At 49.5% G+C, this 21,477-nt stretch carries 19 protein-coding genes; 10 read left to right on the forward strand and 9 right to left on the reverse strand.

What is annotated here, in order from left to right:
* The 3 genes from AC5YBZ_RS16165 to AC5YBZ_RS16175 are packed head-to-tail and all read left to right on the forward strand — an operon-like array spanning nucleotide 1 to nucleotide 2,479.
* A complete protein-coding gene (locus tag AC5YBZ_RS16165) occupies nucleotides 1-516 on the forward strand; it encodes a hotdog family protein (protein ID WP_475515112.1) in 516 nt (171 codons plus the stop codon).
* Nucleotides 513-1,238 (forward strand): 3-ketoacyl-ACP reductase FabG2, encoded by a 726-nt coding sequence (locus AC5YBZ_RS16170; protein ID WP_110457615.1) that lies wholly within the window; start codon nucleotides 513-515, stop codon nucleotides 1,236-1,238. Before AC5YBZ_RS16165 ends, AC5YBZ_RS16170 begins: the two co-directional genes overlap by 4 nt.
* Nucleotides 1,238-2,479: a beta-ketoacyl-ACP synthase gene (locus AC5YBZ_RS16175; protein WP_494524053.1), complete on the forward strand. Its 1,242-nt coding sequence runs from the start codon at nucleotides 1,238-1,240 to the stop codon at nucleotides 2,477-2,479. Before AC5YBZ_RS16170 ends, AC5YBZ_RS16175 begins: the two co-directional genes overlap by 1 nt.
* A gap of 130 nt (nucleotides 2,480-2,609) precedes the next feature.
* Here the strand turns inward: AC5YBZ_RS16175 and AC5YBZ_RS16180 are convergent, their stop codons facing one another.
* Nucleotides 2,610-3,203: an FMN-dependent NADH-azoreductase gene (locus AC5YBZ_RS16180; RefSeq protein ID WP_494520684.1), complete on the reverse strand. Its 594-nt coding sequence runs from the start codon at nucleotides 3,201-3,203 to the stop codon at nucleotides 2,610-2,612.
* A gap of 294 nt (nucleotides 3,204-3,497) precedes the next feature.
* Here AC5YBZ_RS16180 and AC5YBZ_RS16185 point away from each other — a divergent pair, with 294 nt between their 5' ends.
* The 3 genes from AC5YBZ_RS16185 (at nucleotide 3,498) to mtr (ending at nucleotide 8,827) form a co-directional block, all read left to right on the forward strand.
* Nucleotides 3,498-4,871 (forward strand): DUF4397 domain-containing protein, encoded by a 1,374-nt coding sequence (locus AC5YBZ_RS16185; RefSeq protein ID WP_494543193.1) that lies wholly within the window; start codon nucleotides 3,498-3,500, stop codon nucleotides 4,869-4,871.
* A gap of 273 nt (nucleotides 4,872-5,144) precedes the next feature.
* On the forward strand, nucleotides 5,145-7,568 hold the full coding sequence (plsB, locus tag AC5YBZ_RS16190; RefSeq protein ID WP_494524055.1) for a glycerol-3-phosphate 1-O-acyltransferase PlsB: 2,424 nt from the start codon (nucleotides 5,145-5,147) through the stop codon (nucleotides 7,566-7,568).
* Nucleotides 7,568-8,827 carry a tryptophan permease gene (mtr, locus tag AC5YBZ_RS16195; protein WP_494543194.1) on the forward strand — a complete coding sequence of 420 codons (1,260 nt, stop codon included), beginning with the start codon at nucleotides 7,568-7,570 and terminating at the stop codon, nucleotides 8,825-8,827. Before plsB ends, mtr begins: the two co-directional genes overlap by 1 nt.
* A gap of 82 nt (nucleotides 8,828-8,909) precedes the next feature.
* On the opposite strand, the gene AC5YBZ_RS16200 is transcribed toward mtr, so the two are convergent.
* From AC5YBZ_RS16200 to AC5YBZ_RS16215, 4 genes are all read right to left on the reverse strand, one after another.
* Nucleotides 8,910-12,056, reverse strand: a complete 3,147-nt coding sequence (locus tag AC5YBZ_RS16200; RefSeq protein ID WP_494543195.1) for an efflux RND transporter permease subunit — start codon at nucleotides 12,054-12,056, stop codon at nucleotides 8,910-8,912.
* Between the two features lie 8 nt (nucleotides 12,057-12,064).
* On the reverse strand, nucleotides 12,065-13,666 hold the full coding sequence (locus AC5YBZ_RS16205; protein WP_494543196.1) for an efflux RND transporter periplasmic adaptor subunit: 1,602 nt from the start codon (nucleotides 13,664-13,666) through the stop codon (nucleotides 12,065-12,067).
* 23 nt (nucleotides 13,667-13,689) lie between these two features.
* Nucleotides 13,690-14,235 (reverse strand): heavy metal-binding domain-containing protein, encoded by a 546-nt coding sequence (locus AC5YBZ_RS16210; protein ID WP_494520678.1) that lies wholly within the window; start codon nucleotides 14,233-14,235, stop codon nucleotides 13,690-13,692.
* 295 nt (nucleotides 14,236-14,530) lie between these two features.
* Nucleotides 14,531-14,941 carry a hypothetical protein gene (locus AC5YBZ_RS16215; protein ID WP_494520677.1) on the reverse strand — a complete coding sequence of 137 codons (411 nt, stop codon included), beginning with the start codon at nucleotides 14,939-14,941 and terminating at the stop codon, nucleotides 14,531-14,533.
* 521 nt (nucleotides 14,942-15,462) lie between these two features.
* On the opposite strand from AC5YBZ_RS16215, the gene AC5YBZ_RS16220 reads away from it, so the two are divergent.
* Nucleotides 15,463-16,026, forward strand: a complete 564-nt coding sequence (locus AC5YBZ_RS16220; RefSeq protein ID WP_494520676.1) for a NapC/NirT family cytochrome c — start codon at nucleotides 15,463-15,465, stop codon at nucleotides 16,024-16,026.
* A 101-nt stretch (nucleotides 16,027-16,127) separates the two neighbouring features.
* Here the strand turns inward: AC5YBZ_RS16220 and AC5YBZ_RS16225 are convergent, their stop codons facing one another.
* From AC5YBZ_RS16225 to AC5YBZ_RS16240, 4 genes are all read right to left on the reverse strand, one after another.
* Nucleotides 16,128-16,586 (reverse strand): thioesterase domain-containing protein, encoded by a 459-nt coding sequence (locus AC5YBZ_RS16225; RefSeq protein ID WP_494543197.1) that lies wholly within the window; start codon nucleotides 16,584-16,586, stop codon nucleotides 16,128-16,130.
* A 3-nt stretch (nucleotides 16,587-16,589) separates the two neighbouring features.
* Complete coding sequence (dtd, locus tag AC5YBZ_RS16230) at nucleotides 16,590-17,027, reverse strand: D-aminoacyl-tRNA deacylase (protein ID WP_494543198.1); 438 nt, start codon at nucleotides 17,025-17,027, stop codon at nucleotides 16,590-16,592.
* A gap of 101 nt (nucleotides 17,028-17,128) precedes the next feature.
* Complete coding sequence (locus tag AC5YBZ_RS16235) at nucleotides 17,129-18,067, reverse strand: alpha/beta fold hydrolase (RefSeq protein WP_494543199.1); 939 nt, start codon at nucleotides 18,065-18,067, stop codon at nucleotides 17,129-17,131.
* Nucleotides 18,064-19,002, reverse strand: coding sequence for a virulence factor BrkB family protein (locus tag AC5YBZ_RS16240; protein WP_475515127.1), 939 nt, complete (start codon nucleotides 19,000-19,002; stop codon nucleotides 18,064-18,066). The genes AC5YBZ_RS16235 and AC5YBZ_RS16240 overlap by 4 nt, the downstream gene beginning before the upstream one ends.
* An 86-nt stretch (nucleotides 19,003-19,088) precedes the next feature.
* On the opposite strand from AC5YBZ_RS16240, the gene AC5YBZ_RS16245 reads away from it, so the two are divergent.
* From AC5YBZ_RS16245 to AC5YBZ_RS16255, 3 genes are all read left to right on the forward strand, one after another.
* Nucleotides 19,089-19,310: a hypothetical protein gene (locus AC5YBZ_RS16245; protein ID WP_475515128.1), complete on the forward strand. Its 222-nt coding sequence runs from the start codon at nucleotides 19,089-19,091 to the stop codon at nucleotides 19,308-19,310.
* A 23-nt stretch (nucleotides 19,311-19,333) separates the two neighbouring features.
* Nucleotides 19,334-19,984, forward strand: a complete 651-nt coding sequence (locus AC5YBZ_RS16250; protein ID WP_475515129.1) for a DUF2959 domain-containing protein — start codon at nucleotides 19,334-19,336, stop codon at nucleotides 19,982-19,984.
* A 266-nt stretch (nucleotides 19,985-20,250) separates the two neighbouring features.
* Entirely contained in the window at nucleotides 20,251-21,465 is a 1,215-nt protein-coding gene (locus AC5YBZ_RS16255; RefSeq protein ID WP_475515130.1) for a 4Fe-4S binding protein, read from the forward strand.
* Nucleotides 21,466-21,477: the final 12 nt, after the last annotated feature.

The raw sequence follows: 21,477 nt of genomic DNA on the forward strand, positions 1-21,477 counted from the left end.
ATGAACCAGAGCAACACCCACAACCCAAACTACCCATTAGCGTTGCTCGATGTGGCCGATTATCTGCCCCATCGCGCGCCCATGATCTTGATCGACCGGCTGCTTGAGCATCAGCCAGACACCTTGCTAAGCGAAGTATTTATTCAACCTGGCAGTCCCTATTTTGATGACAATACCCAATCGGTGCCCAACTATGTGGGAATAGAATATATGGCGCAAAGCATCGCCGCGCTTGCGGGAATTGAAGCCGCCGCCAAGCAGCAACCTATCCGCGTCGGATTTCTACTGGGCACCCGTAAACTCCAGCTGCACATTAAGGCGTACCAACTGGGGCAGCGTTACCAGATCAGGGTCAGCCGCCTATACCAAGAGGAGAGCGGACTGGCGGTGTTTGACTGCCAAATTCTGCAGCAAGATACCCTTGTGGCGACGGCCAATGTCAATGTATTTCAGCCGCAAGACACACAAGCCTATATCGCTCAAAGCAGCCAAGACAACAGGGAAGATAACTCATGAACAAACGCGTATTAGTCACCGGCTCTAGCCGCGGAATAGGTAAAGCCATCGCCCTCAAACTGGCGGCCAATGGTTTTGATATTGCGCTACATTTTCACCGCAATCAAGATGCCGCTAACGCCACCCAAGCGCAGTTGCAAGCCTTGGGCGCACAGGTCAGTTGCCTGCAATTTGATGTGGCCGATCGCGCTGGCGTCAAGGCGGCCATTGAGGCCGATATCGCGCAGCACGGCGCCTATTATGGCGTGGTGTTAAATGCCGGCATTAATTGCGACACCGCCTTTCCCGCCATGAGCGAGCAAGAGTGGGACAGCGTGGTGCACACCAATCTCGACGGCTTCTATAATGTGATCCATCCCTGCACCATGCCGATGATCCAAACCCGTCAAGGCGGGCGCATTATCACCATGGCGTCTGTATCTGGCATTGCGGGTAATCGCGGCCAGGTCAATTACAGCGCCTCTAAAGCGGGGATTATTGGTGCAACCAAGGCGCTTAGTTTAGAGCTGGCGAAACGTAAAATTACCGTTAACTGTATCGCGCCGGGTCTTATCGAAACCGACATGGTGACCGATATTCCAAGCGATATGGTTAAACAGCTGGTGCCGATGCGCCGCATGGGCACGCCGGCAGAAATCGCTGGGCTGGCGAACTTCTTAATGTCTGAAGACGCCGCCTATATCACCCGTCAGGTTATTTCAGTTAATGGTGGCATGATTTAATGACAAGCTCGACAAGACGCGTAGTGATCACCGGAGTCGGTGGTGTGAGTGCATTGGGCCACGACTGGCCAACCATTGCCAAACGGTTGCAGGCACAACAAAATTGTGTGCAGCGCATGGATGAGTGGGACAAATATGACGGTTTAAATACGCGCCTCGCCGCCCCCGTCAGCGACTTCGATAACCCTGCTCACTATTCACGTAAAAAGATCCGCGCCATGGGACGCGTCGCTATCATGGCGACATGGGCTAGCGAAAAAGCCTTGATCGATGCCAATCTACTGGACGATCCTGTGGTGAGTTCTGGCGCCATGGGCATCGCCTACGGCTCATCGACGGGCAGTACCGATCCACTCATCGCCTTTGGTGACATGCTGAAAACTGGCGATATGTCTGGCGTCACCGCCACCAGTTATATACGCATGATGGCCCATACTACCGCGGTCAATGTGGGGGTGTTTTTTGGTTTAAAAGGCCGAGTGCACACCACCAGCAGTGCCTGTACGTCGGGCAGCCAAGGTATAGGTTATGCTTATGAAGCGATCAAATTTGGTCTGCAAGATCTGATGTTAGCTGGCGGCGCCGAAGAGCTTTGTCCAACCGAAGCTGTGGTGTTTGATACCCTGTTTGCCACCAGCACTCAAAACGATCAGCCCAGCATGACGCCGCGCCCTTTTGATAGCGATCGCGACGGGCTGGTTATCGGTGAAGGTGCCTGTACCTTAGTGCTAGAAGAGCTTGAACACGCTAAGGCACGCGGCGCGAAAATTTACGCCGAACTGGTGGGCTTTGGCACCAATGCCGATGGGTTACATGTGACTCAGCCCAATGCCGACACCATGGAAGTGGCTATCCGCTTGGCATTAAAAGATGCTCAGCTCGCGCCCGCTGCCATAGGCTATGTTAACGCTCACGGCACGGCCACCGATCGCGGTGATATTGCCGAAACCCAAGCAACTGAAGCAGTATTTGGTCAGCAGATGCCTATCTCGTCGCTCAAAAGCTACACTGGCCACACGCTCGGGGCGTGCGGCTCGCTAGAGGCTTGGTTAACGATTGAGATGATGAATGCGGGGTGGTTTGCGCCGACGCTAAACTTGCAGCATGTGGATCCGGCCTGCGGCAAACTCGATTATATTAAAGATGGCGTTCGCCACCTAGAAACAGATTATGTAATGAGTAATAACTTTGCCTTCGGCGGGATCAATACTTCACTGATCTTTAAGCGCTGGCTAGGCTAACGACAGTAATGCCGTAAAGAACAGTGCCGTAATGAAAATGGCGTAACCTAGGTTACGCCATTTGCATATGCGGGCAAGGCAGCCACACAGCCTGCGAGCTTATCTGAGCGAATTAAGCGAATTAAGCGAATTAAGCGACCAGCTGCTTAATCTCTTGCTGCGCCTGCTGTATTCCTTGCTCTGCAGCATCAGGACCCATATTGAGCGCTTCGGCGTAAACGGTATCGACATTTTCAATACCGATAAAGCCTAATACCGTCTTAAGGTAAGGTACCACATGGTCAGTCCCTCCGGCTTTATGCACCCCACCACGGGTGGTGACGAGTATGGCCCGTTTGCCTTGGAGCAAGCCTTGAGGCCCGGTATCGGTATAGGTAAAGGTGATCCCAGCGCGGGCGATCAGATCGATCCAGTTTTTCAGCTGTGTCGGAATGCTAAAGTTGTACATGGGCGCAGCGATGATCAGCGTATCATGTGCCTTAAGCTCGGCAATCAGTTCATCAGACAGTGCAACCGCGTGCTGCTGCTTGTCTGACAGATTGTCAGCACCTCTTAGCGCGAGTGCAATGTCACCGTCAAGCACAGGTAATGTTTGCTCGGTTAAATCACGCACCGTGACCTGAGAGCTCTGTGCCTGCAACTGTTGCAGCAACTCATCAACTAACTTAGCTGACTGAGAATACTCACCTAAAATACTCGACTTTAACACCAATACACTCGCCATAAATCACTCCAACACGGACTAAAGATGGAGCATTATAAATTTCAATTAATCGAAACTAAAGCGCATAAAATGCGACACAACAATCGATAAAATCGAATAATCTAACAGCTTTGCCAGTCCCAGATCAGCGACGCCATATTAAATCAGCAAAAGCTAAACAATATCGCATTGATTTTATTTGATTAATAAATAAACAACGCAATGCGGCATTTTTTTATGCATCTTGTTGTGATCTTGTGATGATCCCCAGCCGTAGATAGCTGATGTTAATCAACTGTTATAGAGGATGGATGCATGAAACGGATATACCCTGCGATACTACTCAGTACAAGCGTCATATTTGGTCTAAGCGCATGTAATGACGATGATGACGATATTATCAAGTTACCTGAGCCCGTACTTGAAACACAGGTTCGCGTGATCCATGCTGGCGTCGATGCGCCCAAGGTGAACGTCAATGCCAACGGCGCCGCGTTACTCACTGACGTCGATTATGCCGTCTCTAGTGGTTTTATTACGGTGCCTGTTAATACCTATGCCATAGGTGTCGATGCCCAATTGGCCGATGGATCAGTGCTTGAGGTATTAACCGCCGAGCTCGATGCCATGGCAGAGATGCAATACACCGCCGTCGCCGTAGGTAAGGTGGCTGACGACACGCTGCAGCTCAAGCTTATCGCCAATGCGGTCAATGACATCGCCACCGATTACGCTCGCGTGCAAGTATTGCATGGTGCATCAGATGTCGGTTTAGTGGATATTTATGTCACCGCACCGGGGGCCGATATCACAACTCAGGCGCCCACCTTGTCGGCCAACTTCCTCGATGCCAGCGATCAACTTGAGATCTTAGCTAGCGATTATCAGATCCGCATCACCGCTTCTGGGCAAAAAACGCCGGTGTTTGATTCGGGCACAGTCCCATTGCAAGCCGGTAATGATTACCTAATCAGCGCCATCCCTAATGCCGCCACGGGTGATTCACCTGTAGCACTACTGGTCGCGTTAGATGATGCACAGGTGGTGCTACAAGACACCATGACGGGCAGTGATATCAGAGCCATTCATGCAGTAGCTGATGCCCCTGCGGTCGATATCTTTCTCGACGGCGCGGCCACCCCTGCGGTTGATATGCTTAGCTTCAGCGAATTGACCAACTACCTTAATGTGCCTGAGGGCGACCATACCGTTACCGTGGCTGCCGATGCAGACAACAGCGTGGTGGTGATTGATGCCGCGCCAGTGACGCTAACACAAGGGGCTAGCTATAGCGTACTGGCGGTAGGCTCGTTAAGCGGTAGTGATATTGCGCCATTAGTGGTGATGGAAGATCGTCGCCGAGTCGCAACTGAGGCCAAACTCAATATTATTCACGCCTCCTTTTCGGCGGGTAATGTGGATATCTACCTCACTCCAGACAGTGACATTACCGCTGCCACGCCAGCGCTAAGCAATGTGCCATTTAAAGCCACATCTGGCAGTTTGTCCGTGCCTGCTGGCGACTATGTGGTCACAGTAACAGGTACTGGCAGTAAAACGGCGGCCATTGGGCCACTCGATGTTACGCTTGCGGCGGGTAACCTCTACGGCGTAGCCGCGGTAGATGCCGTTGGTGGTGGCGCTCCACTTGGGGTAATTTTGATGGATGACTTTGTGCCAGCGCTTTAGTAACAGCGCCTAAGTGACAGCCATTTAAATTGCCACGCTTTGGGTATAGCAGGTTAAATCAAAGCGTTGCGCTAACCCTAGTATTTCACCGCCGCAATCATGATTGATGAGGTTAATCACCACAGCGCCTAATATAGGCGCTGTTTTTTATCAATATCAAAGTGTCTCTATCTCAACCCCTTTTTGCCTGACTAGATGAGACAAATTAGGGTGTCACTGCCATTTTCTGGTATTCTCTGCATTATTAAAAATGACCTGAATGCATACATAATCATGTCCAAACAAGACTCTTTCTGGTTTAAATCATTACGTTGGATACAAAAGAAGCTGGTTCATACCATAGTGGTCCCCCAGCATCCTTTTGATGACCTTAATCTAGATTCAGATAGACCTCTAGTCTACGTAATGAAGACGAAATCCATCAGCGATATCGCCGCATTGAGCGAGATAACCGCTAAACTCGGCTTACCGAGTCCCTATGAAGCACTCGATGTGTGCGGCGAAAAAGTGTCGCGCGTGGTTTGCCTCGAAGGGGCCAAACCCTTGTTTGGTGAGCGCGAGAGCAACGAGTATTACCTCGACAGCTTCACTCGCCTGTTAAGTGCGCACAAACAACATCCTGAGCTCGACATTCAACTTGTGCCAGTCAGCCTGTACTGGGGGCGTACTCCAGGCAAAGAAGATGACACCATGAAGGCGGCGGTTTTAGAGCGGGAGAACCCGACTTGGCTGCGTAAATGCCTGATGATTTTATTCTTAGGCAGACACAACTTTGTGCAGTTTTCTAATGCGATGTCGCTACGATATATGGCCGATGAACACGGTACAGATAAACGTATAGCGCAAAAACTGGCGCGAGTGGCACGGGTGCATTTTCGTCGTCAACGCAAGGTCATGACTGGGCCTGTCTTGCCTAATCGCCAAAATTTATTCCACTCGCTGCTCAAATCTGAGTCGATGAAAAAAGCGATTCAAGAAGAAGCTCATAGCAAAAAAATCTCCGAAGCCAAAGCCCGTGAAACCGCGCTCGAATACCTAGATGAGATCGCGGCGGATTACTCCGACAGCCTAGTGCGTATTGCCGAGCGCTTCCTCACTTGGCTATGGAATAAACTGTATAAAGGCATCAATATCAAAGGCGCCGAGCAAGTTCGTCAGCTACACCATGATGGCCATGAAATTGTCTATGTCCCTTGTCACCGTAGCCATATGGACTACCTGCTGCTCTCTTATATCCTCTATTACCAAGGCATGGTGCCACCGCATATTGCCGCCGGGATTAACCTTAACTTCTGGCCAGCAGGCCCCATGTTCCGCCGTGGCGGCGCCTTCTTTATTCGCCGCAGCTTCCGCGGCAATAAGTTATACACCGCAGTATTTCGTGAATACTTAGACCAGCTGTTTGCCAAAGGCTATTCGGTTGAGTATTTCACCGAAGGTGGACGTTCACGCACAGGCCGCTTGCTGGCGCCCAAAACTGGCATGATCGCCATGACACTTAACAGTGTGCTGCGCGGAGTCGAGCGCCCGGTGACCTTAGTGCCTGTGTATTTGGGTTATGATCATGTGATGGAAGTGGCCACTTACCATAAAGAGCTCAGCGGCAAGAAAAAGAAAAAAGAGTCACTATGGCAGGTGTTTGGTGCCATCCGTAAATTAGGCAATTTCGGTCAAGGTTACGTTAACTTTGGTCAGCCAATCACACTACACAACTTCCTCAACGAGCAAGTGCCAAACTGGCGTGAAGAGCTGGCCCAAGACCGAGAGCAAAAACCCACTTGGCTCACCCCTGTGGTCAACACTTTGGCTAATCGGGTGATGACACGCATTAACGATGCCGCCGCTGTCAGCTCGGTGACCTTAACCAGTTTAGTGTTACTGGCCTCAGAGCAACATGCACTGGAACGCTCACAGCTGGAAAAACAGCTAGATCTGTATCTGACGTTGCTCAAAAAGCTGCCTTACACCGAGTTTGCCTCGGTCGTTGAAGGCGACGGCGCCAAATTGATAGAACAGGGTCTTGAGCTGAAAAAGTTCAAGCTCGACAGCGACCCACTGGGTGACATCATCTCTATCGATGAGAGCCAAGCGGTCTCCATGACCTATTATCGAAATAATATTATTCATTTAATGGTTATTCCGTCGTTAATCGCCAGTTGCCTAACCCAGCACGATAACTGCACTCGTCAAACGATTATCGATACTGTCGAAGACTTTTATCCTCTGCTACAAGCCGAACTGTTTATGGGGATAGACGATATACCTGAGTATGTGTCTCAGTTATTAGATCTGCTACTTGAACAAGGGCTTATCATTGAAGCCGCTAGCTTTAGCGTCAATCTAGAGCACCTTAATCAGCTACTGCATTTGGCAGGCACCATCAGTGAAACTATGCAGCGCTACGCCATTATCTTCAATATCTTGGCCGCAGCACCTAACATTGAACGCTCGGAACTTGAGAGCGACAGCCATCAGTTAGCTCAGCGCCTTGGCGCATTGCATGGCATTACTGCACCTGAGTTTTATGATAAGAAACTCTACGGTACCCTAAGCGTTAAGCTAAAAGAGTTAGGTTATCTGGCCGGTGATGCTAAGCAAGCCGATGTGCAGCGTATTCGCTCACGGGCGAACCATCTGCTGCGTGCCTCAGTGAAACAAACCATTGTCGACAGTGTCGCTGCGGAGCACCACGCGTAATGGCCAACCATATGAATGCCGCCAAGCATAAAGCCTCTGGCAAATCATTATTGGGTGGCGCAATGATTATCGCAGGTACCGCCGTCGGTGCCGGAATGTTCTCTCTGCCTGTCGTCGGTGCGGGTATGTGGTTTAGTTACTCGCTATTGATGATGTTAGGCGTGTGGTTTTGCATGTTGGTATCAGGGCTATTGCTGCTCGAAACCAATTTACACTTTGAACCCGGCGCCAGTTTTGACACCTTGACCCGCGACACCTTAGGTAACTTTTGGCGTATCGTAAACGGTCTGTCCATCGCCTTTGTGTTGTATATTCTGGCCTATGCTTACATCAGTGGCGGCGGCTCCATCGTCAACCATAGCCTAGCGGGATTAGGAATTGAATTACCCCAAGGCTTAGCCGGACTCATCTTCGCCGTTGGCTTAGCCATCGTGGTGTTTATCAGCACTAAGGCGGTCGATCGCATCACCACCATCATGCTGGGCGGGATGATAATCACCTTCTTTTTGGCCATAGGTAACTTGCTGATCGAAATTGAACCCACTAAGTTATTCCATCCCAATGGTGAGACCCGCTATTTACCCTATATGTTGGCGGCGATCCCGTTTGGTTTAGTCAGCTTTGGTTACCACGGCAATGTGCCAAGCTTAGTGAAGTATTATGGTAAAGATGCCAATACCATAGTGAAAGCCATCACCTTGGGCACCTTAATCGCGTTTATCATCTATGTTTGCTGGCTCATGGCCACCATGGGCAATATCTCGCGTATCGAGTTTATCGATATTATCTCCCAAGGCGGCAATATGGGCGTGTTAGTGGCGGCGCTATCGGATGTGATGGCCAGCAGTTGGCTTAATACCATGCTAACCCTGTTTGCTAACTTGGCGGTAGCCTCGTCGTTTTTAGGGGTGACCTTAGGGCTGTTTGACTACCTTGCGGATCTATTCGGCTTTGAAGAAACTCGCACTGGCCGTTTAAAAACCGCTACCGTCACCTTTGTACCGCCAACCCTACTTGGACTGCTGTTTCCCAATGGCTTTTTAATTGCCATTGGCTTTGCGGCCATCGCCGCCACCGTTTGGGCGGCGATTGTACCAGCCTTAATGGCGTATCGTGCACGGCAGATGTTTCCTGATAGTCAGAGCTTTAAAGTGCCGGGCGGCACTGCAGTGATCGCTATCGTCATTGGTTATGGCGTCCTGACGGCGGCCTGTCATCTGCTTGCCATGGCTGATTTACTGCCCGTATACGGCTCGTAATTCACCTCACTGTTACCCAATAAAAAAAGGCGCTCTATAGAGCGCCTTTTTTGTTTACTGTTGTCATTTACAAGATAAGCAACTAGGTATTAGCCTCATCCTTGCTCAGCGTGCGGCCGTAAATCAGTAAATACAGCGCGGGTAACACAAACAGCGACAGCAACGGTGCGGTGATCATGCCGCCCACCATAGGCGCAGCAATCTTTTGCATCACATCATTACCCGCTCCTGAGCCCCACATGATAGGCAACAGGCCAAAGAAGATAGTCGCGACCGTCATCGCCTTAGGTCGAATACGCATCACTGCCCCCTCGATAAGCGCCGCTTTAAGATCGTCAATGACCACATAGCTGCCGGTCTCTTTACGATGCTTAATGGCATTATTAAGGTAGACCAACATCACCACCCCAAACTCGGCGGCCACACCCGCTAACGCGATCATCCCAACGGCCACCGCTACCGACATATTAAAGTCGAGCAGGTAGAGCAACCAAGTGCTGCCCACCAAGGCGAAGGGCAAGCTGAGCATGATGATAGAAGCCTGCATGGTTGAGCCAAAAGTCATCATCAGCAGAATAAAGATCACTGCCAGCGCCATGGGGATCACCTTTTTCAATTTAGCGTCCACCCGCTGCATATATTCATACTGCCCGGCAAAGCTATAACTGTAACGCGGCGGCACCACCAACTGCTCATCGAGCACCGTTTGCGCCTGAGTGATGTACTCGCCAATTGAAGTGCCCTCAATATCGACAAACACCCACGAGATCAGGCGACCGTTTTCACTCTTTAACATAGGCGCGCCATCGCTAATGCTGATATCGGCCAAGTTGCGTAGCGGCAGGTAATGCCCTGACTTAGTGATCACCGGAAGCTCTCTTAGCTTGTCGATATTGTCACGCAGCTCTCGGGGATAACGCAGGTTGATAGGGTAACGCTCGGCGCCCTGCACCGACTCACCAATTTTCATCCCCCCGATGGCATAGCGCACCACATCTTGAATATCACTCAGCGACATGCCGTAACGGGAAGCCACATCTAACTTAGGGGTGATATCGATATAACGTCCGCCGCCAACCCGCTCGGCATAAGCCGATTTGGTATGTGGCAACTGACTGAGTATCGCCTCGATATCGGCGCCCACTTGCTGCAACTCATTGACATCGGCGCCAGTGATCTTAATCCCTACCGGGGTTTTTATCCCCGTCGATAACATATCGATACGGGTCTTAATCGGCTGCACCCAGGCGTTGGTTAAACCGGGCACTTTAACGGTTTTTTGCAGCTGATCTATGATGTCGCTTAACTCAATACCCTCGCGCCACTCGGCTCTGGGTTTAAGCATAATGGTGGTCTCTAACATGGTGAGCGGCGCCGGATCGGTCGCGGTTTCGGCGCGCCCCACCTTACCAAACACCCGCTTAACCTCAGGCACGGTTTTAATTAATCTGTCGGTCTGTTGCAGAACTTCGGCCGCTTTACTGGCACTGATCCCCGGTAAGGCGGTGGGCATATACAGCAGATCGCCCTCTTCCAGTTCAGGCATAAACTCGCTGCCCATTTGCGTCACCGGATACCAAGCGCTGCCCAGCGCCACTAATGCCACTAACAAGGTGATTTTAGGAAAGCGCAGTACCAGCGTCAGCGACGGCTTATACAAGGCAATTAATACCCGGCTAATGGGGTTACTGCTCTCTTTAGGAATATTGCCGCGAATAAAGAAGCCCATGAGTACGGGGACTAAAGTTATCGACAGCACGGCCGCAGCCGCCATCGCAAAGGTTTTAGTGTAAGCCAGCGGGCTAAACAACCGTCCCTCTTGCGCCTCTAAAGCAAATACCGGCACAAAGCTTAAGGTAATGATAAGCAGTGAGAAAAATAGCGCCGGCCCCACCTCGACCGAGGCTTGAGCCACGATGTGCCAATGCTCTTTATTATCTGGGCCACGCTGATGCTCCTGCCTAAAGTGCTCCAGATGTTTGTGCATGTTCTCTATCATCACAATGGCCCCATCGACCACGGCACCAATGGCGATGGCGATGCCACCTAGACTCATGATGTTAGCGTTCACTCCCATCTTATTCATCACGATAAAGGCGATGAGAATAGACAGCGGTAGAGTGATCACCGCCACCAATGTCGAGCGCGCATGCAGCAAAAACAGCAAACAGACCACGCCGACAACTACCATCTCCTCAATCACCTTGTTGAACAAGTTGTCGACCGAGCTTTCAATCAAATGCGATCTGTCGTAAGTGGGCACAATTTCGACGCCTTGGGGCAAACCGGCCTTAAGCTGCTCTAACTTGACTTTAACCGCTTCAATGGTGGCTAAGGCATTTTCACCGTAGCGCATTACGATAATGCCGCCCACCACTTCACCTTCACCGTCGAGCTCGGCGATGCCACGGCGCGACGCTGGGCCTTTACGCACCGTCGCTACATCTTTAAGTAACAGAGGCGTTCCCGAGGGGCTGGTGATCCCTAGTGGGATTTCACGAAAATCATCTAAGGTTTGTCGGTAACCTTTAGCCCGCACCATATATTCTGCTTCGGCCATCTCAATCACCGAGCCGCCAGCTTCGGTGTTCGATTTCGCGATGGCGTTTTTAATGGTGGCGATATCTAAACGATAGATGGCCAGCTTGTCTGGCTCTACGACGATTTGATAGGTTTGCTCCATACCGCCAACGGTGGCGACTTCTGACACTCCCGCCACACTTTGCAGCTCTAATTTTAAGTACCAGTCTTGCAGACTTTTTAATTGCGACAGGTCTAAACTGCCAGAGCGATCCACTAGGGCATATTCAAAAATCCAGCCCACCCCCGAGGCGTCAGGCCCCAATGACGGCTGAACGCCAGGCGGTAAGCGACTACTTACTTGGCTTAAATATTCCAGTACCCGTGAACGGGCCCAGTAGATGTCGGTGCCATCTTCGAAGATGACATACACATAAGAGTCACCAAAAAACGAATAACCACGCACGGTTTTCGCGCCCGGAACCGCGAGCATCGCGGTCGATAAAGGGTAAGTGACCTGCTCCTCGACCAGTTGAGGGGCCTGCCCCGCAAAAGGGGTCTTGATGATCACCTGCACATCCGACAGATCCGGTAAGGCATCTAACGGGGTATTTCTGAGCTCTTGTACGCCCCACACGCCAATCATGATGGTGATGATCAGCACCATCAGCCTTTGCTGAATGGCCAGTTGAATAATTTTGCTTAACATAATGTCCCCTAGTGCTGATGGCCGCTGCTAAGGCGCATTAAGCTGCCTTTTAGGCTGGCTTCTGAATCCAGCAAGAACTGCCCCGAGATCACCACGTTTTCCCCTTCGCTTAAGCCGCTGAGGATCTCCGCTTTACCTTGAGACATCATGCCCACAGTGACTTGGCGTGCTACAAAACTGTTGTCGCTCTGCTTAACAATCACCCGGTTTTCATGCCCAGTTTGGATTAAAGCCTCTTGCGGGATCACTAAGGCATTACGATTAGGACCGCCAAAAATGGCAATATTGGCCAGCGTATTGGGGCGCAGTGCCACGTCGCTGCTATTGAGCACGATTCTGACCCGTAAACTGCGGGTCACAGGATCAAGTTCGGGGTAGATATAATCGACTACGCCCTCGATATCTTGTAGTCCCATCGCAGGCACTGACACTTCGGTATGTTGCCCTAAAGCAATCCAACTCTGCTCATTCTCAAACACATCGGCAATCACCCACACCTTAGACAAGTTCGCTAATGACATCACCTCGGTGGCAGGCTGAATATACATACCGTCTCTAACCGACAGCTGTTTCACTATGCCATCGGTTTGTGCATAAAAGGGCACCCGATATTGGGTCTGCTCCGTCTTGGCTAGGCGCTCAATTTGGCCGCGAGTCATGCCTAACAGCTCAAGCCTCAATCCGGCACGGCGCACTAAATCTTGATAGTTTTTACTGTTGCCCGAGCTGCGTAAACTGCCCAGCGCCAACAGATAATCATCTTGCGCGTTGATCAAGTCTGGCGAGTAGATCTCATACAGCAACTGGCCTTTCGTCACCTTATCGCCGACAGACTTAATGGCGAGCTTTTCTATCCAGCCGTTGACCCTAGCGTGAATGTGGCTAATTTCACTCTCGTCATAGCCTATCTGACCAACGGTTCTGACAAACTTCCACATAGTGCCCCGTGTCGCTGGCGCTACTTTTAACGCTAAGGCTTGCTGCATGCCACCGGAGACTTGGATCTCGATTTCAGACTGGCCACCGCCCACTTCGACTTTTTCAAGGTTCATGCCGCAGATAGGACACGTACCCGGCACATCGCTGATGATATGCGCATGCATTGGGCAGACATATTTGATCGAAGGCTCACCGGTTAAAGGAGCGGGTTTGGCTTGGGCTAAGGGATCAAATGCCTCAACACTGGCAGCTTGATGCGCGGCATGGGCGGTATCGACGGCCTCTTCCTCCTCCTCTTCAACCAGAAACATATTGCACTGCGGACAGCGGCTGCCGGCCTCATGGCTGGTTTCCTCTGGATGCATGGGGCACACATAGGTTTTTTGCTCGGCGCTAGCGGCCTTATCTTTTAATGCCGACTCATGTTGTTGCTCAACCAGAAACATATTGCACTGCGGGCAGCGACTGCCGGCCTCATGGCTGGTTTCCTCTGGATGCATGGGGCACACATAGGTTTTTTGCTCGCCAAGATGTTGATGTTGGATTTGCGCCGCACTATCACTGCCGCTTAACTCCACTTGGGCCGCACTCAATTGCGGCGTTGCTATCAGTAATACACTGACGAAATACGTCAATGGTTTACGCTTATCACTCATATTGAAATAACTCATAATGCCTCAGTCCCACTCAGTAATTAGTGATGTTTATGCGTTGCTGCGCCATGAGCCGCGTTAACTGGCGTGAGGTTCATACCGCATTTAGGGCAGGTATCCCCTTTTTCACCAACCACTTCAGGATGCATTGGACAGTCGTATTTTGCACTCAAAGCAGCATCTTTAACTGGCGTGAGGTTCATTCCACACTTGGGGCAGGTATCACCCTTTTCACCAATGACCTCTGGGTGCATTGGACAGTCGTATTTTACAGTCGCTTTAGCATCATTTTTATGTTTCGGACAGTTATCACACTTGCTGGCATCATGCTGACCATGGTGTGCTGACGCACTTGCCTGATGTTCGCCGTGTGGGCATTTCTTATGTTCAGCAGCACCTTTAACTGGTGTGAGGTTCATACCGCATTTTGGGCAAGTATCACCTTTCTCACCAACAACTTCAGGATGCATAGGGCAATCGTAATGTTGCCCGGCTTGCTCACCATGAGCGTGCTGATGGGCAGATGCCATCGGCGCCGAGATAACAAAAAGAAAAGCAGTGAGCACTAAACTGATAAGGGTTTTCATTGATTGACTCCATCGTAATGGTGGCCGTATTACTAGGCGTTGAGCCTTGTTATAGCCAAATATGGCTTAAGTAATTGACGGCTAAATATAAAATAATCACCGTTAATATCCCGTTACTGCATAAAACGACGGTAGAGAAGGCGCATCACACTGACAAGTCAGCTTATGGTGACATCGCACAATCTATCGCCATGCACATAGCAGGGGTTAACGACTAAAAATATATAAAAGATTAAAGCTAAAAATCAGACCTGACATTGCAGGTAACATCTAGCGTCGGCAATAGCCGACAATGTTACGCAATCGGAGGTTTAAGTTCTGACCCTAACGAGATGGAGTGGAAATGAGGCATTTGAGTAGCCAAGATAGATTCTGAGCCGCGAAAGTCTGGCCAAGACGTGACGCTAAATAGAGTGCCTGTCATCGAAATCACTAAGCAGTGGGTACAATCTCCCTCGCAATATCCATTGCCTTCACAGCAATGCTGAGCCGCGGGAAGCATATTTTGCTCGGCATCGCAGCAGTGAGCTTGACGCACTATTTCGGATGGATGACACACTTCACTATTGCTCATCTGCATCATCATGGATAAATCATGGGCTTGGGCATTGGGCACCATAGAAAAACCATTAGATAGCATTACCTGTCCCAACATGGCGAACAGAGTAAAGATAACTAATGTATGGTGGCGAAATACGTTGCGCATGAACTTTCCTAACAATGAGATAGCGTCAGTCTATCACGAAATTTTTAAACAACCTTGATTGAATTCACAATTTCCTGACAAACATCAGTGATATCTAAAGGTAATAACCTGCCTATTTCAATATGCCTTTCAGCAAGATAAGTTTATCGAGGCCGGCACTAAATTATGCTTATCAATGCCCACCTGTTGCAATAGACCGGCATAACCACCAATAGGTTCCATCCCTGCTCCAGAAATATTTAGCCACCGTCACAGATGAACACCTAGCAAACTATTCACAACAAGAACAACGTTAACGCAAAGACGTGATCAACCTTGCTACATCCTTCAGTTTGCAGTAACTTTAGTTAATACGCATATATATTAATCAAATTACGATATTCTCATTAATGTAAATTAGAGTTAGAGCTAGCTCTCATTTTACAGTTATAAACCCAGATCCACCGTCTGCTTCTGGTTATACTCAGTGTCAGAGATGAAGTAAATATTAGATAAAACAACTATATTTTGGAGATACAGCGATGAACTGGCGTGCACTATTCAAACCAAGCGCGAAATACTCAATACTAGCCCTCATTGTGGTCGGTGTTGTCATCGGTGTTGTGGGTTATTTCGCGACACAGCAAACATTACATGCAACCAGTACAGATGAATTCTGTATGTCTTGCCATAGCAATCATTCACTTAAGGATGAAGTGTTAGCCTCTGCCCATGGTGGTGGTAGCGCAGGGATCACAGTACAGTGTCAAGACTGTCACTTACCTCACGGTCCAGTTGATTACCTGATTAAAAAGATCATCGTGTCTAAAGACCTTTATGGTTTCTTGACTATCGATGGCTTTAACACGCAAGAATGGTTAGACGAAAACCGTAAAGAGCAAGCAGACCTTGCACTTAAATATTTCCGCGCTAACGACAGCGCTAACTGTCAGCATTGTCACACTCGTATTTACGAGAACCAGCCAGAAACCATGAAGAAGATGGCCAAGAGAATGCACGAAAACAACTTCAAGAAAGACGCTGACAAGCGTAAGACTTGTGTTGACTGTCACAAAGGCGTTGCTCACGTTTATCCAAAAGGATAATCATAGATTTTCAGCACCAGCCGGATAATGAAAACCAAAAAAAGCCTCAATAATGAGGCTTTTTTGTTATTTGATGCCAACCCCTCTCTATGGATCGATAGTTATGCCAAGGATAAATGCGGCAAACTCACATATATCCCCTCAAACTCGGCGCAACACTTGTCACCACAATAAAGCGCGACCTGTAAGGTCACCTTCACCTTACGTCCCTTAGCTAAATCACTTAAATCAGCATCTGGCCAGCGCACCTTGGCGACAGGCGTCGCATCAACAGGGGCCAGATAACGAATATCCGCCTTAGCCAGCACTATATCCCCTGCAACCTGACACAGACTTTGATTAAGCCAAACCACTTCCCAACCCGTTAATGTCATCAAGGTATAGATGCTGCCGGCAAACATAGTGTTATGCAGGTTAATGTTGGGAGCTAAGGATGCCGATACGCTAAAGAGGTCGTCATGATATGACAATGGCGTTATCTGCATAAACTCACTCACCGGAATGGTGTTATGCCAGATCTCAGCCAATTGCGTTAATCGTTCAGCGATCTTAAGGGGCATAGGCTACACCTGCAGATTAAAGGTCACAGGGCCGTCATTAATTAAGCTGACCTGCATATCGGCAGCAAATTCACCCGTTTCGACCGCCATACCTTGCGCTCGACAATAATCCACAAAGGCGTGATACAACTCCTTGGCTTGCTGCGGGGTGCCTGCCCCTGAAAAACTGGGACGCAAACCACGGCCAGTATCGGCAGCTAAAGTAAACTGCGACACCACCAGCAGGCTTCCGCCCACTTGCTGCACATTGAGGTTCATCTTGCCATTATCATCGGCAAAAACGCGGTAGTTCATCACCTTAGAGGCCAACTTTTCCATCTTAGCAATATCATCTTCACGCTCTACACCAAGCAAAATTAATAAGCCTTGATTGATGGCGCCAATGGTCTCTTCTGCCACCTCGACCTTCGCCTGTTTTACCCGCTGAATTAAGGCTATCACAACCCTTGTTCTCCTTATCTACGTCTGTATTACCGCCCTGTCGGCGAAAACCACTTGTCTATGGCTTAGCTCAGCTAAGCAGCACGAGTTGTCGATCTGTTTTATTGATGTTTAATGTAACGGGTCATTTGCGCAACCGCATCGCTGACCGCCTGACGCATCTTGGTATCGATAAGAGTATGATGGCCGCTTTTTACTAGGCGAGAGCGTAATAATGGCGGGCCAAATTGGTTTAAAAAGTCATCCACTAACCGCTGCGGACACACCCAATCCAGCTCACCTTGCAAGATAACGGTGGGGCATTGTAATCGGCCCCCAACCTGTTGCATCAATGGATAAGCCCCAAAATAGTCGTGGCGAGCATAGTGCAACTCGATGCGGGCCAACACCCTGCCTTGCTCAAGATTATCGACACTCATACCTGGGGCGGCGAGCGACAGTTCCCAAGCTAGCCAACGTTGTATCGCCTCATCCCGAATATCACTATCTTGACTATTAAAGTCCTGCTCAAATTGCTGTAAGAGTTGCCCAATATCATCATTGATCCGACGAACAAACTGGCGATATTGGCAGGAAAAAATTTGCGCGACGCCGCGGCGGCCATAAAGCCAGTCGACACCAGCCGCCGATGGAATAAACAGGCCCCACAACACCTGAGCCTGCACCCGCTGCGGATAGATGCAACTGTATAGATACCCTAGCGTTGCCCCAAATGAGCCCCCCAGCAGACACCAGCGCGCCACTCCAGCCCATTGTCTGGCCTTCTCAATGTCGGTTAATAAACTGTGGAGATCATTATTATCTAAGCGGCCATAGGGTTTAGAGCGCCCTGCGGCGCGTTGATCTAACATATAAATACGTAAGCCCTCGACGCCAAACAGAGCAAGCTCATCAATGCAACACCCCGCCCCAGGGCCACCATGCAGATAAAGCACAGGAATGCCGTCGGCATCGCCATATTGGGCTAAGAATAATCGATGACCATCGCCGACATCTAACCAATCTTGGCGGATCAGCGCAAAGGCATCAAACCCGCTCATGGTCTTGTGGCATTATCTTTTTGGGGACGATTATCATCATGGTTGCCTGCATCGGCAACCACCTCATCGCTATCATCGAGTGATAAAAAGCGTTTATCTAAATATTCAGGCATGGCGGCGGTGATCTCGGCGCCAATCAGCACAATGATCCACGACAGATAGACCCACACAAACAGAATAGGGATAGTGGCTAATGCACCATAAATAGCTTCATAGGCCGGAAATTCGGTGAGGTATAATGCAAAGCCTTTTTTGCCCAGTTCAAACAGCAACGCGGCAGCAATTGCGCCTAATAAGGCATGGAAAAACTTCACCTTAGTGTTGGGTACTACCATATAGATGAGTAAAAAGGTCGCCACAGAAAACAGCATGGGTAAGCGCTCGACTAACCAAGGCACCACGTCGCCAAACTCGGTATCATTAAACAGTTGCAGCGATACCACATAAGAGGTCGCCACTAAACTCGCGCCCATCAGTACAGGGCCTAAGGTCAGCACCATCCAATACATAGACAAGGAGACCGCAAATGGGCGCTGCTGTGTGGTGCGCCAAATACCATTAAGCGATTTATCGATATTAGATATCAGTAAAATCGCGACCACCACCAAGGCGCCAATCCCCACCACAGTGCCTTTGGATGCATTAGCCACAAATTCATTAATATAGGTTTGTACGCTATCGCCTGCCGAGGGGATGAAATTATTGTAAATAAAGGCCTCGATATGCACTCTAATGCCTTTAAACACAGGGAAAGCCGACAGCATCGACATGGTTACCGCCACCATAGGCACCAAAGATAATAGGGTCACGTAAGCCAAATGACCGGCGCGCATGTTGATCTGATCTTCCGCCACACGCTGCTTTAGATGTATCATAAATGCCCAGATACCTAGCATAATGGAACGAAACAGGCTTATGTCGATTCTATTTATCACGGTATTCTCTTGATTCAAGTAGTGTTAACTGCGTAAGCTAGATTACAAGTTTAAAGACACTAGATACAAGTGTAAGGAATAAATTCATGTCTCAACAAGGTTCTGCAGGCAATGTGATTGCCGCTATCGCAAGTTTCTTTTTCCCGGGGTTGGGGCAATTAGTGCAAGGACGCATCTTGGCAGCCTTACTCTTTTGCATCATCACCATCGTTGGTTACGCTTTATGGTGGCTGATTGTTCCGGCAATTATAGGCGGTATCGCCCATCTATGGAGCATTATCGACGCGGCCAAATTTAGAGCTGACTAAACTCACACAAGGATACTTCTAGGATGAAAAACAGACTATCTGCAGCCATCATCACCTCGGTGATGCTACTCAGCGGCTGCCAAAGTGCCTATTACGGTGCGATGGAAAAAGTGGGTTACCATAAACGCGACATCATGGTTGACAGAGTAAGCGATGCCAAAGAGTCGCAGCAAGAAGCGCAAGAACAATTTAGCTCGGCATTAGAGGAGATGCAGGCACTGCTCAATCATGATGGCGGCGATCTGCAAAGCGCTTACAACAAGGCCAAAGATGAGTACGAAGCCTCACAAGAGGCCGCCGACGAGGTCAGCAGTCGTATCAATAAAGTAGAAGATGTCGCCGAAGCACTCTTTGATGAGTGGCAAACAGAGATTGGTGAGATAAGTAAAGCCAGCCTACGACGCAATAGCGAGGCTAAACTGCGCGACACCCAGCGCTCATACACCCAACTGATGCGCACCATGCGCCGCGCCGAGGGCAAAATGGCGCCCATTTTAACGGCGATGAAAGACAACATGCTTTATCTCAAGCATAACCTTAATGCCCAAGCCATAGGCGCCATTAAGGGCGAGTTTGCCAGCCTGCAAACCGATATTTCTAGCCTAATTAACGAAATGAATAAATCGATAGCCGAGTCGACCCAGTTTATCGAATCCCTCGAAGGGGCAAATTAACTGCCTATTCATAAAAGCCCTCACGTCTGAGGGCTTTTTTGTGTCTTCTGTTTTCAGCACACCGACTCAAATACAGTGAACTAATTTAAGCGAACATCAATGCTGCTTTGGCCGTATTACACTTTACTAACAAGGCGATACAGATCATCAAACCGGGCATATAAGGGCTTAATTTCGCGATTCACACCACACTATCGATAGCATAGAAGAACTAAGATCATCCCATCTCCTCTTATAGATACAAGCTATTAGTTGGTATTTCCACAATGACAATAATCGAATCTGTAACCTTAATGTTAGCCTTGGTGTATAGCATCAGTTTGCTCTATTGGAGCGGCAAAAAATGGGGGGCACTGCTGGCGGGAGGCCTACTCATTGGCACCTTGGCAATCACCCTTTACTGGCCGTTATTATTAGCGCTATTTATCGCCGTCACTGGACTGGCTATCGCCAACCGCTATCACCCTGAGCTGATTAAAGGCACTGTGAGAGCCAACACTCTAAGGGAGGTATGCCAACACCTGCTGGCACTGTCCATGTTGCTGGTGGGTTTACAGTTTGCCGCTAATGCCGCCCTACTAAAAATGGGCATAACGCCTTGGTTAATGCGCCCCGATGTAGGTGATGGATTTTTACCTATCGCGGGGGGGATCGAGCTAAAGGCCATTTTAAGTTTAGGCATTTGGGATCAAAACCACCCTGCTGCAGCTGTGATGCTCACCGTGGTACTACTGACAGGGCTATTGTGTAAGCGAGCGTTTTGCGGCTGGGCTTGCCCACTGGGCTTGGCGGGTGAATACCTGTACAAACTCAGAAAACGCGTCATTAAACGTGAATTTCTGCCACCAGCATGGCTAGACTGGCCACTTCGTATGCTCAAATACCTACTATTGGCCGCCTTACTCTACATTGTGATCGGTATGCCTAGTGCATCGATCCCCCATTACCTCAACGGTAACTACCATAAAGTTGCCGACCTAAAAATGGCGCTATTTTTTATCACTCCAGGACTGGTCACCTTAATTTGCTTCGGGGTTATTTTGGCAATAGTCGCTTGGCGACGCCAAGGCTTCTGTCGCTACATCTGTCCCTATGGTGCACTACTTGGGCTACTGAGTTTTTTAAGCCCATTTAAAATACGCCGTAATACCCAACACTGCCTTATCGAATCTAAAGGGATGAACTGTGACAAATGCACCCGCGCCTGCCCAGCGGCCATCAGCGTGCACACCCAAAAGCATATTCGCTCAGACGAATGCCAAGCCTGTATGCGTTGTGTATCCGCTTGCCCTAAAAAAGAGGCACTGCACTTAAGTACTCGTAATGGCATCACACTATCTGCCCGTGGCTTGACCATCATGTTATTCGTGCTGCTATTTATGCTGCCACTGATCGCCTATGTGAGCGGTTTTTGGGTCAGCCAGACCCCAACTGAAATGCGGATGTACCTGATTCAACATCTTAACGCCATTGGTCATTAACCCCTGACCGCC

It is taken from the genome of Shewanella sp. 553, assembly GCF_059338375.1.